This window comes from Alteromonas sp. W12 (assembly GCF_001924945.1).
Lineage (GTDB): Bacteria > Pseudomonadota > Gammaproteobacteria > Enterobacterales > Alteromonadaceae > Alteromonas > Alteromonas macleodii.
The window spans coordinates 243,280-256,571 of sequence record NZ_LQXH01000001.1; the positions used below are offsets into that span (position 1 = coordinate 243,280).

Genomic DNA, 13,292 nt, shown 5'->3' on the forward strand with positions numbered 1-13,292 from the left:
ACATACTTACTAGTTAAAAAGGGCGTTCTCACTGAGCGCCCTTTTCTTTGGAGAAATTTATGATTCGAGCTTTATTATTCGCTTTTTCGTGCTTGTCCTTACCTGTGGCAGCTTGTAATTTCAGTGACGTTGAATTTGCAGCGGATTTTGAAGGGGGACGTTTAGATAGTTGTGAACTCACCGATAATGGAGAGTATGTTTTAACATTTTTACCTGAAGACAAACCCATCAACCCTAGCCCTTGGTACTATTTTAGTGTCACATCAAAAAATGAATTAGAGCTAAAGATAGTGCTTAGTTTTGATGGTTATTCGCCAAGATATCTTCCAAAAATGAGCAGAGACAAAAAGCACTGGACGCCCATACCTTTTGATACGGACAAAAGAGGGATGATTATAGCTTTAGAAAGCTCGAAACAGCCCCTCTTTGTTTCAGCTCAGCCACCTATTTTAAACGAGAAATATAAAAAATGGTTGAAGGAGAAACAAAGCGAGTTTGATATTGACCTATTTACTATTGGCAAGTCTACCGAGAACAGAGTAATAGATGCTTTTACACTTTCACGCCCCAGTAATAGCGAATGGGTTGTTTTCGTAGGACGCCAACACCCACCGGAAGTTACCGGGGCTGTAGCAATGTTCTCTTTTCTAGAAGAGTTCTTAAAACAAACAGCTAGCGAAACGCAATTTTTGTCACGATTTAATGTACTCGTGGTCCCAAACATTAACCCCGATGGTGTTGCTAATGGTCATTGGCGCCATAGTCTTGGCCATAAGGATCTTAATCGAGATTGGAACGACTTCTCTCAGCCTGAAACCGCTTCAGTAAAGACATTTTTGGATACGATTTCAGATAAAGGTGGAAAAATTGTGTTTGGGATGGACTTTCACTCTACCCACGGAAATGTTTTTTACACCATTCCTTCCTCTGAGCCGCTAGCGCCTAGTGAATTAGTGGTAGATTGGTTAGAAGAGCTACAAGAAAAAACAAAAGGTATATTCAAAGTTCTTGATAAGCCCGGCACGTCACCAGGTAAGGGAGTGTTTAAGCAATTTATCGCTGACACATACAATGTCCATGGTGTAACTTACGAAGTAGGGGATAACGAGCCAAATGAAAAAACGCGATATGTAGCAAGAAAAGCCGCAAATGCTCTCATTCCCGCTTTACTTTCTGTCCCGCCAGAAGGTTTTGACATCAAACACACAGCAACGGAAGGTTCGAAAAATAATGAGTAAACTATTTCTTGTTGGCGCATTAATGCTTCTGTCTAACGTTGCATTATGCGCACAATTCGAAGCAAAAAAGCATAATGTAGGGACTGTTTCTTTTTCTCACGAGAGCGAGATGAAAACGTTGGCCCAAGCTTTGTGGAGTGAACCTGAACTTGGTTTTTTAGAAGACAAAAGTACTAGCTTGATGCAAGAACTACTATCTAAACGCGGCTTCTCTGTCACACAAAGCGTTGCTGGCATGCCTACAGCGTTTATAGCGGAGTATGGGTATGGGAAGCCGATAATTGCTCTGCTAGCTGAAATGGATGCGCTGCCAGGGGTGGGAGTAGCTGCGAAGACGCACAAAGAGCCTGTAATGAAACGCGGTCTGGTACAGCCTGGCCATGCTTGTGGTCATAATTTGTTTGCAGGCGGTGCAGTAGGCGCAGCTTTGAATATTGCAGACTTCTTAGATAACTCCTCAGCAACGGGTACAGTGAGAGTTTATGGAACACCTGCAGAAGAGGGGGGCTCTGGAAAAGTATACCTCGCAAGAGCAGGTAAGTTTAAAGATGTGGATGTTGCGTTGCATTGGCACCCTTCCGATTCATCGTCTGCTTCTCCTTCATCATCACTTGCGAACAAGAGTGGTAAGTTTCGGTTCTTCGGAGAAGCTGCACACGCTGCAGCGGCACCTGAAAAAGGGCGCTCTGCCTTAGATGGCGTTGAGGCGATGAACATGATGGTAAACTTAATGCGAGAGCATGTTCCAGACGGGACTAGAATTCATTACGTGATTACACATGGTGGCACCGCCCCTAATATCGTGCCCGATTATGCGGAAGTGTACTACTACGTCAGGTCAGCGAAACCAGATGTTGTTCTATCGCTTTGGGAGCGACTTGAGCTAGCTGCCGAAGGTGCAGCATTAGGAACACAAACTAGAGTAGAGTCTGAAGTTACAGGAGGTGTTTGGAATGTGCTTCCAAACGTTTATCTTTCTTCACTAATGCATGATTTACTCACCGAAACACCTCAAATACCACTCACCAAAGACGAAATTGAGTTTGGTAAAAAAATTAGCAGTACCCGTAATATGGAGTTTGATAGCTCAAAGCATGGCGTTCCACAGAAGTTTAGTTCAGAAGTAGCAGTATGGTCTGCGTCTACAGATGTTGGGGATGTCAGTTGGCAGATTCCTACTGTTGGCCTGTCTGCTGCGACATGGGTTAAGGGCACGCCTCCTCATACTTGGCAAGCGTCATCAATGAGTGGGATGGAAATAGGCCATAAAGGAATGTATCAAGCAGCAGAGGTTTTAACAAAAACGGCAATTTCTATACTTAAAGAGCCAGTTCACCTTAAGAATGCTAAAAATGAATTTAAAACTCGCTCATCAACCGCAAATTACATACCTATGATTGGACAGAGAGCACCTGCATTGGACTACAGGAAATAATTAAATAACCCTGATTAAAACACTTTTATAGCTAACAATGTTTTAATATTGAATCAAGAAATTGCTTAGATATGTGGCAATTTCTTGATTTTACTCATATCACTCGCTAAATCTTTATCTAAGCTCTAGATTAATTTATCGCTTAAATATCAGTAAAACCTTGTGTTTATAAGGGCTTTTCTTTTATCATTTGCGGTCGAAAATTTTGAAAACTTTCGTGACCTCGTAAACCAGTAAATTTTTACTGTTACGTCGCTGTCATGACAAGCCATATGATGCATGACGCAAGCGTGATAAAACCAGTATAAGCTTGGGTTACACATCATAATTATCCAAACCTGGAGAAATGTGGATGAGCAATGTATCTGTAGATGCAACAGAGTCTGCACACAATGAAAACCAGCCAGAAAACAACACTCGTCGTCGGTTCTTGACCGTTGCCACGTCGGTAGTTGGTGGTGTAGGTGTCGTTGGTGCTGCTGTGCCTTTTATTGCGTCCTGGAATCCAAGCGCCAAAGCGAAAGCCGCCGGTGCTGACGTTGAAGTAGATATCAGCGGGATTGAGCCTGGACAGTTAGTACGTGTGATGTGGCGAAGCAAGCCTGTGTGGATTGTACGTCGTACGCCAGAAATTCTTGAAGAATTAGGCACGCACGAAGATAAGCTGAAAGATCCTAACTCTGAAGCTGAGCAGCAGCCTGCCTTTGCTCAAAACCGTTTCCGTTCAATGAAGGAAGAGTACCTTATCCTTGTTGGTATCTGTACTCACTTGGGTTGCTCTCCACAGCATCTTAAAGACGGTGCATTTGAAGAAGTGGTTGAAGGCGTTCCAGATGGATTCTTCTGCCCGTGCCACGGTTCGAAATTCGACATGGCTGGACGTGTATTCCAAAACGTTCCTGCACCGTTGAACCTGGTTGTACCGCCATATCAATTCGTTGATGACAATAACATCATCATCGGTTCAGAAGCGGAGGCCGTGTAATATGAATGCTTTCCTAGGTTGGATTGAAGAACGCATCCCAATGATGCGCGTTGCGAATATGCACGCTCTTCAATATCCTGCTCCAAAGAACATGAACTTCTGGTATGTGTTCGGTTTTCTAGCAACTATTGTTTTGGTAAACCAGATTGTTACTGGTATTTGGTTGACCATGAACTTCGTTCCATCTTCAGAAGGCGCATTTGCTTCTGTTGAATACATCATGCGTGAGATCGACTACGGTTGGATTATCCGTTACATGCACAGTACTGGCGCATCGGCGTTCTTTATTGTGGTATATCTACACATGTTCCGTGGCATGATTTACGGCTCTTATCAGAAGCCTCGTGAGCTTCTATGGGTGTTTGGTATGTTTATTTACCTAGCGCTTATGGCAGAAGCTTTCATGGGTTACGTTCTACCTTGGGGACAAATGTCTTACTGGGGTGCGCAGGTAATCGTATCACTATTTGGTGCTATTCCTGTTGTTGGTCCTGACCTTGTTATCTGGCTACAAGGTGACTACGTTATTTCTGGCGCAACACTAAACCGCTTCTTCGCATTACACGTTATTGCGTTGCCGTTGGTTATCGTTATTCTTGTGTTCCTTCACATTATTGCACTTCACGAAGTGGGTTCTAACAACCCTGATGGTATTGCTATCAAGCATAAGAAAGGTTCACTACCTGAGTCTGAAAAGACGAAGTATGAAATTCATGAATACTACACAAGCAAGTACGACATTGCTGATGACGTATTGCCGTTCTTCCCACACATCGTACTTAAAGACCTTGTGGCGTTCTGTGTATTCTTAGCATTGTTCACTTACGTGCTGTTCTTTGCCCCTGAAATGGGCGGTAAATTCCTAGAGCACCCTAACTTTGAAATTGCTAACCCACTTAAAACACCTGAGCATATCTTCCCTGTTTGGTACTTCACACCGTTCTACGCTGTACTAAAAGCGGTTCCTGATAAGCTATTCGGTGTATTAGCGATGTTCGGTGCAATTGCTGCGCTATTTGCTCTGCCATGGTTAGACCGTGGTCGCGTTAAGTCATGGCGCTATCGTTGTGGCCTACACAAAGTAAACCTTATCGTGTTTGCAATTGTGTTTATCTTCCTAGGTTACCTAGGTGGTACACCGCAAGAAAACTGGAAAATCATTGCGTCGCAAGTTGCAACGGTAATGTACTTCGGTTTCTTCGTAGCACTGTTCTTGTACAGCAAAAACGAAAACACTAAACCTGTGCCAGAGAGGATTTCTAAATGAAAAAAATGATGTGCTTTTTAGCCTTCTTCCTACCTGGCGTAGCGCTTGCGGCAGGCGGGAACGTACACCTAGATAAAGCCCCTATCGATTTAACCGATAAGGCGTCTTTACAACGCGGTGCACAATTGTTCATGAACTACTGCTTAGGCTGTCACTCAATGAAGTATCAGCGCTATCAGCGTTCATTCCAAGACTTGGGTATTCCTGACGAACTAGGTCAAGAATACCTGCAGTTCACAGGTGAAAAAGTGTCTGACTACATCACTCGTGCAATGCCAGAAGAAGCCGCTGCTGGCTGGTTCGGTGCTGCTCCACCAGACCTAACGCTAGTGGCTCGTGTTCGTGGCGAAGACTGGATTTACACTTACCTGCGCTCTTTCTATGTTGACGAAAGCCGCCCATTTGGAGTGAACAACACAGTATTCCCAGAAGTAGGTATGCCACACGTACTTCAACCACTTCAAGGTACGCCAACACGTACTTATGAAGAGCAAATGGTTGATGGAGAGATGGTTAAGCGTTATGTAGGCATTAAGTCAGATGGTACTGGCGCAATGTCTCCTGACGAGTACGACCAAGCTGTTGCCGATATCGTGAACTTCCTAGAGTACACAGGTGAGCCTTCTAAACTTGAATCTCACAAAATCGGTAAGTGGGTACTTATCTTTATCGCAGTATTGTTTGTATTTGTTTACTTACTGAAGAAAGAATACTGGCGAGAAGTGCACTAATCGCACAGATTTATGTATAATATGAAAAGGGGGCTTCTCGCCCCCTTTTTTTGGTATTTACTCGTGCTACCTGAAAATCCTTAAAATAGGGTCTTCAGGTGGCACGAGTTAACGTAATAAGCTTACCGTTTGTAAGCGTAAACTTGTTTCTCGACGGAGGAAATTGAATGGCCGTAGCCGCGAATAAACGTTCTATTATGACGTTGTTCTCTGACACAATTGATATTTATAGCCACCAGGTGCGCATTGTGTTGGCAGAAAAAGGTGTGGGTGTTGAAATCAGCTACACAGATCCTAGCAACTTGTCTGAAGATCTGTTGGAGCTTAACCCTTACGGTACTGTTCCAACTCTAGTTGATCGCGAGCTTGTACTTTACAAGTCGCACATCATCATGGAATACCTTGATGAGCGTTTCCCTCATCCACCACTTATGCCGGTTTACCCAGTATCACGTGGTCAGAGCCGCCTTATGATGCACCGCATCGAGCAAGACTGGTACTCGCTTGCTGCCCGTATTTTCCGTGGCGAAGGTGATGTAGAAGCAGCACGTAATGAGCTGCGTGAAGCTTTGCTATCTCTTGCGCCTGTATTTGGTGAGATGCCTTACTTTATGAGCGAAGAGTTCAGCTTAGTTGATTGCTACCTTGCTCCGCTATTATGGCGTTTACCTGCACTAGGTATTGAACTAAACGGTGCTGGCAGCAAAGAAATTAACGCTTACATGAACCGTATTTTCTCTCGTAGTTCATTTAAAGCGTCTTTGACTGACCAAGAGCGTGAGATCCACAACCCGCTATGACATCTATGACGTCAAACCAGCCCTATTTGCTTAGGGCTTTTTATGAGTGGATTGTTGATAACGACTTAACGCCGTACATTGTGGTAGATGCAACCAACGAGTTGGTTGAAGTGCCGCAGGAATTCGTTAAAGACGGTCAGATCGTTTTAAACGTATCACCTAGTGCGTGTGTTAACTTTTCTCTTGATTTAGATGGCTTGTCGTTTCAAGCGCGCTTCTCTGGGCAACCTAGAAGATTAAGTATGCCTTGTGAAGCGGTAATGGCTATTTACGCAAGAGAAAATGGTGCAGGTACGGTATTCGCCACTGAAGAAGATGTGGCTCGTGCGCAGCAAGAGCGCCCAGAAACATCTGAAGATGTTTCTCAACCTAGCGGCCCGACTTCGCTGGAAGATGCTGATGCAAGCGACGTGAAAGACGCACCTGTTCCACCTAAGAAGGGTAAACCTACCCTTAAAGTTATTAAGTAGCTTATTAAGTAACTTATTAAATAGCTTATCAAATAACGTATTAGCCTGGTTTTGTGAAGTTAATCTACTCAGCAAAGCCAGCGCTTATCTTTCTTATTCCCGTTAAATTTTATCTCCGGTTCCCCCTTCGCACAAAAGTAAAAACACCCCATTACCTGCGTAATAGGGCGCTTTCACGTGTACTGCGTTCGACCATTTAACGGGTTCGGGTTATCACCACGCGGCTCGTTGGGAAATCAAAGCGATGGGCCTCGGTTAGTACCGATGTGGATAAACCCTCACGGCTTGGATCGTCAGCGTTTGCACTAGTGACTACACCTTGGTGAAGTCTTACTGCATCGGCAAGATCATCCCTTACCACATCATAGCCCGCAGCTTCTCCGCCGCCACCCGCTGCACTAGCGGCAGGACCTGGCATAGTAGCAGCTGTTTCTGTGTTTGCTTCTGTACCCGCATCCCAAGTCACTGTCATGAACGTTTTTATATCACCAACCGCCATGTTGCTTACATTCGCAGCGTTTAAGCCGGTGAATGCGTCGTTGGTGTTGACCAGCATGGTCGTTACCGTAAGGCGAAGGTCGTCAGCATCGAGTTCTGGAACCACAAGAGTTAGTTCTGCGCCCATTGAGCGAGGACCCAATATGCCCCCAGAGTTTTGCGCATCCAAAAAGTCCGTGGAGTCCATGGCTTCAGTAATGACCATAGACGGGTCACCGCCTTCAGCCATTATTTCAATGCCCATGCTGGCTGGCTCGCCTTCATTAAATGAATGGAAGCCTGACTCATGCAATATGACGGCGGCAGGTGCAAAGGGCTGAGAGTAGGTTAAGTTGGTAATTTGTACGGTATAAACCGCTGAATTACCATTAATACCGTCTTGTCCGTCCGTACCATCTTGTCCGTCAGTACCTGCTTCCCCCTGCGGACCCGCTGGTCCTTGAGGGCCTGTATCACCATCGTCGCCGCAGGCAGCAAGAAGCGCTGAAAGCATCAATAATGTACTGAGTTTAATTATTGGATTATTCATCGTATTGGCTCCTTAAGATGCAGGAACAGTAATAACTACACGTGCTACTGGGTTCAACCAACGGTGTACGGTAGAGTCCAGATCACTGGCACCAGCGGCGCTATCAGTATCACCAAGCGCATTGCGGTGGATGTGTACTGGGCCATCTTCACCATCTTCAATTTCGCCATTAACGATTTGTGCACCCACACCCGTGCCACCTGTACCCAAATCAACAATACGAGTTGGAGCGCCGCCACCGGCAACACCCGGTACGCCATATCCACCCAGCGCATTTCCGGTCCCAGCTTCAACAACATCTGTACGGGCACTATTTAGTTCATCGTTAAGCTCAGTACCGGCGTCGTATGCATTAAGGTAATAAGTGTAGGTACCCGGCTCGGTTGGAATTTCAATACTGTCCATACCAACAAAAGCGTCGTTAGTAGGTATTAGCATGGAAAGTAGCGAAAGATATGGCTTGTCCATAGTATCGAAGGGATAGCTTAACGTAGCTTTCGGCGCGAGAAGTCCGCCAAAACGGTGCCACGTATTTGAACCATTGTCGGTATCAACAGGGCCGAGTAACGATTCAAAGTTTGCGCCGCTTGAATCAGCATTTTGTTCGTCGTCAATAACACCAGCTTCAGCTAACCAGGCCAAAGCTGACGAGGCAGGTTGCCCAACTTCAAAGGCATCGACGGTCTCATCGTGAGCTATGACTAAGCGCGGCGTAAAACTCTGCGCCTGAGTCAGGTTGGTAATTTCAATATCTAAAGTGACAGCTTGGCTTACTGATACTGCTGCTAGCGACAAAAGCGTTGCGCTAGCAAGTTTAGTGAATTTCATTTTATTGTCCTTATTTATGGCTTAAATCGCATAAAAATTTAGGGCAGTAAAATTTCCAATTCATCACAGAACTTTCACAAAACGCACACAGATTCGTCTCAATAAATAACAGTGCTGTTATAAATTCTGAATTTATATTTTTAATAAAAAAATTGTAATCACTGTGAAAGAAAACCACGAACGCACTGGTCTTGTTTTTTATTGGCGAATTAGGAGCGAGATATGATCCTTATCATCTACAGTGGAAATATGTTTCAACAGAACATATCGCAATGCTTAAGTAGGCATAGCTTTCTTTACGACGCAGTTTCTAATTTTCAATCCGCAGAGTCTTTGCTTAAGGCGCAGCATTATTCGCTTATTATTGTTGAGTCGCATAGAAATATTATCTGTCTTAGTCGTATAAAAGGTCTTGTTGATACGAACCCAGAAAGTTGGGTGATGGCAGTGGAAAGTGACGCGATGACAGACGATGTGGCCGACGAAGAGGTAGATGAAGCGAACTACTATGAAGTAGGCGTAGATGATTATCTATCAGGGCCATTTGATGCACGCATGTTTACTGCCCGTATGCGCTCCCATATGCGCAGAAGTATGCCTAGCCAAGAACATTTAAGACCATCTCAAGGTAGTGAAGAGCGCATCGAAATAGGGCCCCTTAAAATCGACCAGCGTTTTCATAGCGTAACCCTAAATGGCCAAGTGCTGACGTTAACGGCAAGGGAGTTTGCGTTACTGGATTATTTTTGTCGCCATCCAAACCAAGTGTTTTCTCGCAATCAATTGCTCAGCGAGGTATGGGGCTATAACCACGAAGGCTACGAGCATACGGTGAATACCCACATAAATCGATTACGCACTAAGCTTGATAAAATCAACAGCATTGAAAATGGTGGACAGCTAGTAGAAACGGTCTGGGGTGTGGGTTACAAGCTGAACGTCAATGGATATATAGCGAAAGCGCTTATTGCATGAGTGTTGTTTAGCTCACCCATGCCCTATCAGGCATGAGTGTTCAAAATTAACTTAAATTAGAAACAGCGTCGCAGTACCTAAGAAAGCAAAAATACCCACTACATCGGTTATCGTAGTTAAGATAACACTGCCAGCTAGGGCAGGGTCTATCTTAAGACGCTTCATGATCATAGGTAAGGTTGCACCCGCTAAAGCAGCCGCAATCATGTTTACCATCATGGCAAAGGCAATAATTACGCCCAGCATGTAATCTTGTTTCCATAACGCAATGACAGAGGCAATAAGCACCGCCCAAATAGCACCGTTTAAAAAGCCGATGGATATTTCTTTACTGATAAGCCACCGTGAGTTACTCGCGTTAACATGGCCTAGAGCCATACCGCGAATAACCAGGGTCAGCGTTTGGTTACCAGCCACGCCTCCCATACTCGGCACGATGGTATTTAAAATAGCTAACACAGCTAGTTGGCTGAGCGTCGCTTCAAATAGATCACTCACCATCGCAGCCATTAGCGCCGTCACTAAGTTTACCGCCAGCCACACCGAGCGTCGTTTGGTACTTTGCATAACCGGTGCAAAGGTATCTTCGTCGTCATCAAGACCCGCCATACTCATCATCGAGTGCTCGGCGTCTTCACGAATAATGTCAACCACGTCGTCAATGGTAATTCGGCCCACTAAGCGATGATTCTCATCAACTACGGGCGCTGAAAGCCAGTTATAACGCTCAAATAGGCTTGCCACTTCATCGTCTGGCATATTCACAGGAATCGCTTCAGATTCCTCGTCCATAACGTCAGACACTCTATCGTCGGTATCTGCGGTGAGTAAACGGGTAACCGGCACAATACCAACAAGGTTGTCAGTTCGATTTACTACGTAAAACGTATCCGTATTCTCTGGCAGTTCGCCTTTTAAACGGATATATCGCAAAACCACGTCAATGGTCACATCAGGACGTAATGTGATGGTGTCGGTGTTCATGATGAAACCAGCGGTTTCCTCACCGTAAGACAGCGCTTGCTCCGCGCGCACGCGATCTTGTGCATCCATCGAATCTAGAATGTCGGCCAATACTGGCTCGGGAAGGCTGCTTAGCGTCTCTGCTAAGTCATCGGTATCCATCTCTTCAAGTGCGTCAACCACATTAGCGGGAAGCATCTTTGTAATGATACCGTTTCGAACATCGTCAGACAGTTCTTCTAAAATGTCGCCGTGAAAATCACCATCAATGAGCTCCCATAATTCGTCACGGGTTCTGCTAGGGCTAGATTCAAGAATGTGGGCGACGTCTGAAGGCGGTAATTCAAGCAGAAGCTTACGTACAGATACGAATTGACCGTTGGTCAACGCAGCGTTGAGTGCGCGTAACTGAGTTTGTACGTATTTAGAAACAAGCGCTTCTGCCATAAGGCGTTATTCCTACAAGCTAAAAGATGAACAATGCAGGCCATAGAGCCTAAGTGGGCGTAGAATATCGCAATTATGATGAGTCTGTCATGATAATTGCGTAGGTTTTGCGCAGGATTTTAAGATAACTGCGCTAAGTGTCGATTAATTGGTCAATGGATTGGGCAAGTAATACTATTCGTCTTCGTTAAATCTGCCCTCAATAAGCTCTTCAATAGCTGCAAGTGCATCAACAGCATCACTGCCGTCCACAATCACGTCTACCTGTTCACCTTGATGGCTTTCAAGCATCATTAATCCCAATACACTGCTTGCGTCTGCTTCTTTATCGCCTTTTTTTAAGATGATTTTAGCGTCGAATTGATTAGCCAGTTTAACCAGTTGGGTCGCCGCTCTCGCATGCAACCCTAACTTATTGACGATAGTTAGCGTTTTTTGAATAGTCATTACTGATTCAGCTCTCTATGGCGAATTTGTACATCAGGGTGTATTTCACTGAAGGTTTTCGACAGGGTCTGTGCGATATAAACCGAACGGTGTTGCCCGCCAGTACAGCCAATGGCTACGGTTACGTAACTTCTGTTATTGCGCTCTAAATGAGGCAGCCATGTCGTTATTAAATTCTGAATTTGCCAAATGAACTTGGTCACTACAGGCTGCGACCCCAAAAATACTTCTACTGGTGCGTCTAATCCGGTCAGATGTTTAAGGTCGGGCTCCCAGTGGGGGTTAGGTAAAAAGCGGGCATCAAAAACGTAATCCGCATCTTTAGGAATACCGTGCTTAAAGCCAAACGACTCAAATACAAGCACAAGGCGTGAGCTTTTCTTACCCAGGATACGCTCTCGAATTAACTCTGCCAGTTGGTGAATGGTAAGCTTATCTGTGTCTAAATATAAATCTGCGCGTTCAGCAATAGGAGCAAGTAGGGCAGACTCGGCTTTAATGGCTTCTGAAAGCGACTTATTGAGCTTGGCAAGAGGGTGAAGGCGACGTGTTTCGCTAAAACGCTTAACCAGTACATCATCGCTCGCGTCAATGTAAACAATGGTCATCGACCACGAAGAAGGCAGGTAGTCTAAAATTTCTACCAAATCGTCAGGATTTTTAGGTAAGTTTCTCACATCGATACTTACCGCAACCTGATCGTACTCGTCAACAACTGTATGGGTTAAGGTGGGAAGTAAGTTTACCGGGATATTATCAACACAGTAATAACCTAAATCTTCCAATGCGCGAAGTGCGACAGACTTACCAGACCCCGAACGACCACTGATTATTATCAGCTTCACCTACTTTCTCCCTAATACTCTGGTTTTATCACATACGCGTTGTTGAATTAGGCGCCTACTAAACGGTTAATAGGCGCTTAATGTTTAACTTAATGCAGATAGAATATCGTCGCTTGTCGTTGCGCGACGTATTGCTTTAATCGTTTCTTTGTCGCTTAGTTTACCAGCCACGGTGGCCAGCGTTTGAAGGTGTCCTTCGGTCTGTTCCTCAGGAACGAGTAGCGCAAAAAAGATGTCTACGGGTTTCTCGTCAAGGGCGTCGAAGTCAATTGCTGGCGTGCTGGTTACAACAATGGCAATCACTTTCTCGAGGCCCGGCAGGCGTCCATGGGGCAGGGCGATACCATTGCCAATGCCTGTACTACCCATACGCTCTCGAGCCATCAAACTGTTGAGTACCGTTGCCTGATCAATGTTCTCGTTTTGCTTGGCAGCGATATCAGCGATGATCTCAAGAATTCGCTTTTTACTATTACACTGAACCGCACACTCGGTGCGGTCCAGACTTACGATGGCTTGTATATCCATGCTTAATTAACTACTAATGTTTTTTCAGTTTTTCCTTATGCTTGATTACCTGCCGGTCGAGTTTATCAACCATGCTGTCAATCGCCGCATACATGTCGGTATTTTCTGAGGATGCGAATACTTCAGCGCCACTTAAATGAACGGTCGCTTCGGCTTTTTGATTTAATTTTTCAACGTTCAGGATGACATGCACATTAGAAATGTGATCAAAGTGACGTTCAAGTTTGCTGAACTTCGTATCGACATAATTACGCAAAGAGTCGGTGATTTCGACATGATGACCAGTAAGGTTGATTTGCATATTTC

Annotated in this window: 15 protein-coding genes; 8 read left to right on the forward strand and 7 right to left on the reverse strand. The window is 44.9% G+C overall.

The window, feature by feature from the left end:
• Positions 1 to 59: 59 nt before the first annotated feature.
• From AWH61_RS01000 to AWH61_RS01030, 7 genes are all read left to right on the forward strand, one after another.
• Complete coding sequence (locus AWH61_RS01000; RefSeq protein ID WP_075176009.1) at positions 60 to 1,238, forward strand: M14 family metallopeptidase; 1,179 nt, start codon at positions 60 to 62, stop codon at positions 1,236 to 1,238.
• Positions 1,231 to 2,673 (forward strand): amidohydrolase, encoded by a 1,443-nt coding sequence (locus AWH61_RS01005; protein ID WP_075176010.1) that lies wholly within the window; start codon positions 1,231 to 1,233, stop codon positions 2,671 to 2,673. Before AWH61_RS01000 ends, AWH61_RS01005 begins: the two co-directional genes overlap by 8 nt.
• A gap of 352 nt (positions 2,674 to 3,025) precedes the next feature.
• A complete protein-coding gene (gene petA / locus AWH61_RS01010) occupies positions 3,026 to 3,658 on the forward strand; it encodes a ubiquinol-cytochrome c reductase iron-sulfur subunit (RefSeq protein WP_049586157.1) in 633 nt (210 codons plus the stop codon).
• 1 nt (position 3,659) lies between these two features.
• On the forward strand, positions 3,660 to 4,925 hold the full coding sequence (locus tag AWH61_RS01015; protein ID WP_014948332.1) for a cytochrome b: 1,266 nt from the start codon (positions 3,660 to 3,662) through the stop codon (positions 4,923 to 4,925).
• Entirely contained in the window at positions 4,922 to 5,656 is a 735-nt protein-coding gene (locus tag AWH61_RS01020) for a cytochrome c1 (RefSeq protein WP_014948333.1), read from the forward strand. The genes AWH61_RS01015 and AWH61_RS01020 overlap by 4 nt, the downstream gene beginning before the upstream one ends.
• Positions 5,657 to 5,823: 167 nt before the next feature.
• Complete coding sequence (sspA, locus tag AWH61_RS01025) at positions 5,824 to 6,456, forward strand: stringent starvation protein SspA (RefSeq protein ID WP_012517332.1); 633 nt, start codon at positions 5,824 to 5,826, stop codon at positions 6,454 to 6,456.
• Entirely contained in the window at positions 6,453 to 6,926 is a 474-nt protein-coding gene (locus AWH61_RS01030; RefSeq protein ID WP_014948334.1) for a ClpXP protease specificity-enhancing factor, read from the forward strand. Before sspA ends, AWH61_RS01030 begins: the two co-directional genes overlap by 4 nt.
• A gap of 196 nt (positions 6,927 to 7,122) precedes the next feature.
• Here AWH61_RS01030 and AWH61_RS01035 read toward each other — a convergent pair whose 3' ends face one another.
• Positions 7,123 to 7,953, reverse strand: coding sequence for a spondin domain-containing protein (locus tag AWH61_RS01035; protein ID WP_075176011.1), 831 nt, complete (start codon positions 7,951 to 7,953; stop codon positions 7,123 to 7,125).
• Positions 7,954 to 7,965: 12 nt separating this feature from the next.
• On the reverse strand, positions 7,966 to 8,781 hold the full coding sequence (locus AWH61_RS01040) for a spondin domain-containing protein (protein WP_075176012.1): 816 nt from the start codon (positions 8,779 to 8,781) through the stop codon (positions 7,966 to 7,968).
• Positions 8,782 to 9,003: 222 nt separating this feature from the next.
• Between AWH61_RS01040 and AWH61_RS01045 the strand changes: the two genes are divergently transcribed.
• Positions 9,004 to 9,756 carry a winged helix-turn-helix transcriptional regulator gene (locus tag AWH61_RS01045; protein WP_075176013.1) on the forward strand — a complete coding sequence of 251 codons (753 nt, stop codon included), beginning with the start codon at positions 9,004 to 9,006 and terminating at the stop codon, positions 9,754 to 9,756.
• A gap of 51 nt (positions 9,757 to 9,807) precedes the next feature.
• On the opposite strand, the gene mgtE is transcribed toward AWH61_RS01045, so the two are convergent.
• From mgtE to hpf, 5 genes are all read right to left on the reverse strand, one after another.
• Positions 9,808 to 11,166 (reverse strand): magnesium transporter, encoded by a 1,359-nt coding sequence (mgtE, locus tag AWH61_RS01050; protein WP_039219653.1) that lies wholly within the window; start codon positions 11,164 to 11,166, stop codon positions 9,808 to 9,810.
• Between the two features lie 174 nt (positions 11,167 to 11,340).
• On the reverse strand, positions 11,341 to 11,613 hold the full coding sequence (locus AWH61_RS01055; RefSeq protein ID WP_014948339.1) for an HPr family phosphocarrier protein: 273 nt from the start codon (positions 11,611 to 11,613) through the stop codon (positions 11,341 to 11,343).
• Positions 11,613 to 12,458, reverse strand: a complete 846-nt coding sequence (gene rapZ / locus AWH61_RS01060; RefSeq protein WP_014948340.1) for an RNase adapter RapZ — start codon at positions 12,456 to 12,458, stop codon at positions 11,613 to 11,615. Before rapZ ends, AWH61_RS01055 begins: the two co-directional genes overlap by 1 nt.
• 84 nt (positions 12,459 to 12,542) lie before the next feature.
• On the reverse strand, positions 12,543 to 12,986 hold the full coding sequence (ptsN, locus tag AWH61_RS01065; protein ID WP_014975727.1) for a PTS IIA-like nitrogen regulatory protein PtsN: 444 nt from the start codon (positions 12,984 to 12,986) through the stop codon (positions 12,543 to 12,545).
• 13 nt (positions 12,987 to 12,999) lie between these two features.
• Positions 13,000 to 13,287 carry a ribosome hibernation promoting factor gene (hpf, locus tag AWH61_RS01070; protein ID WP_012517338.1) on the reverse strand — a complete coding sequence of 96 codons (288 nt, stop codon included), beginning with the start codon at positions 13,285 to 13,287 and terminating at the stop codon, positions 13,000 to 13,002.
• Positions 13,288 to 13,292: the final 5 nt, after the last annotated feature.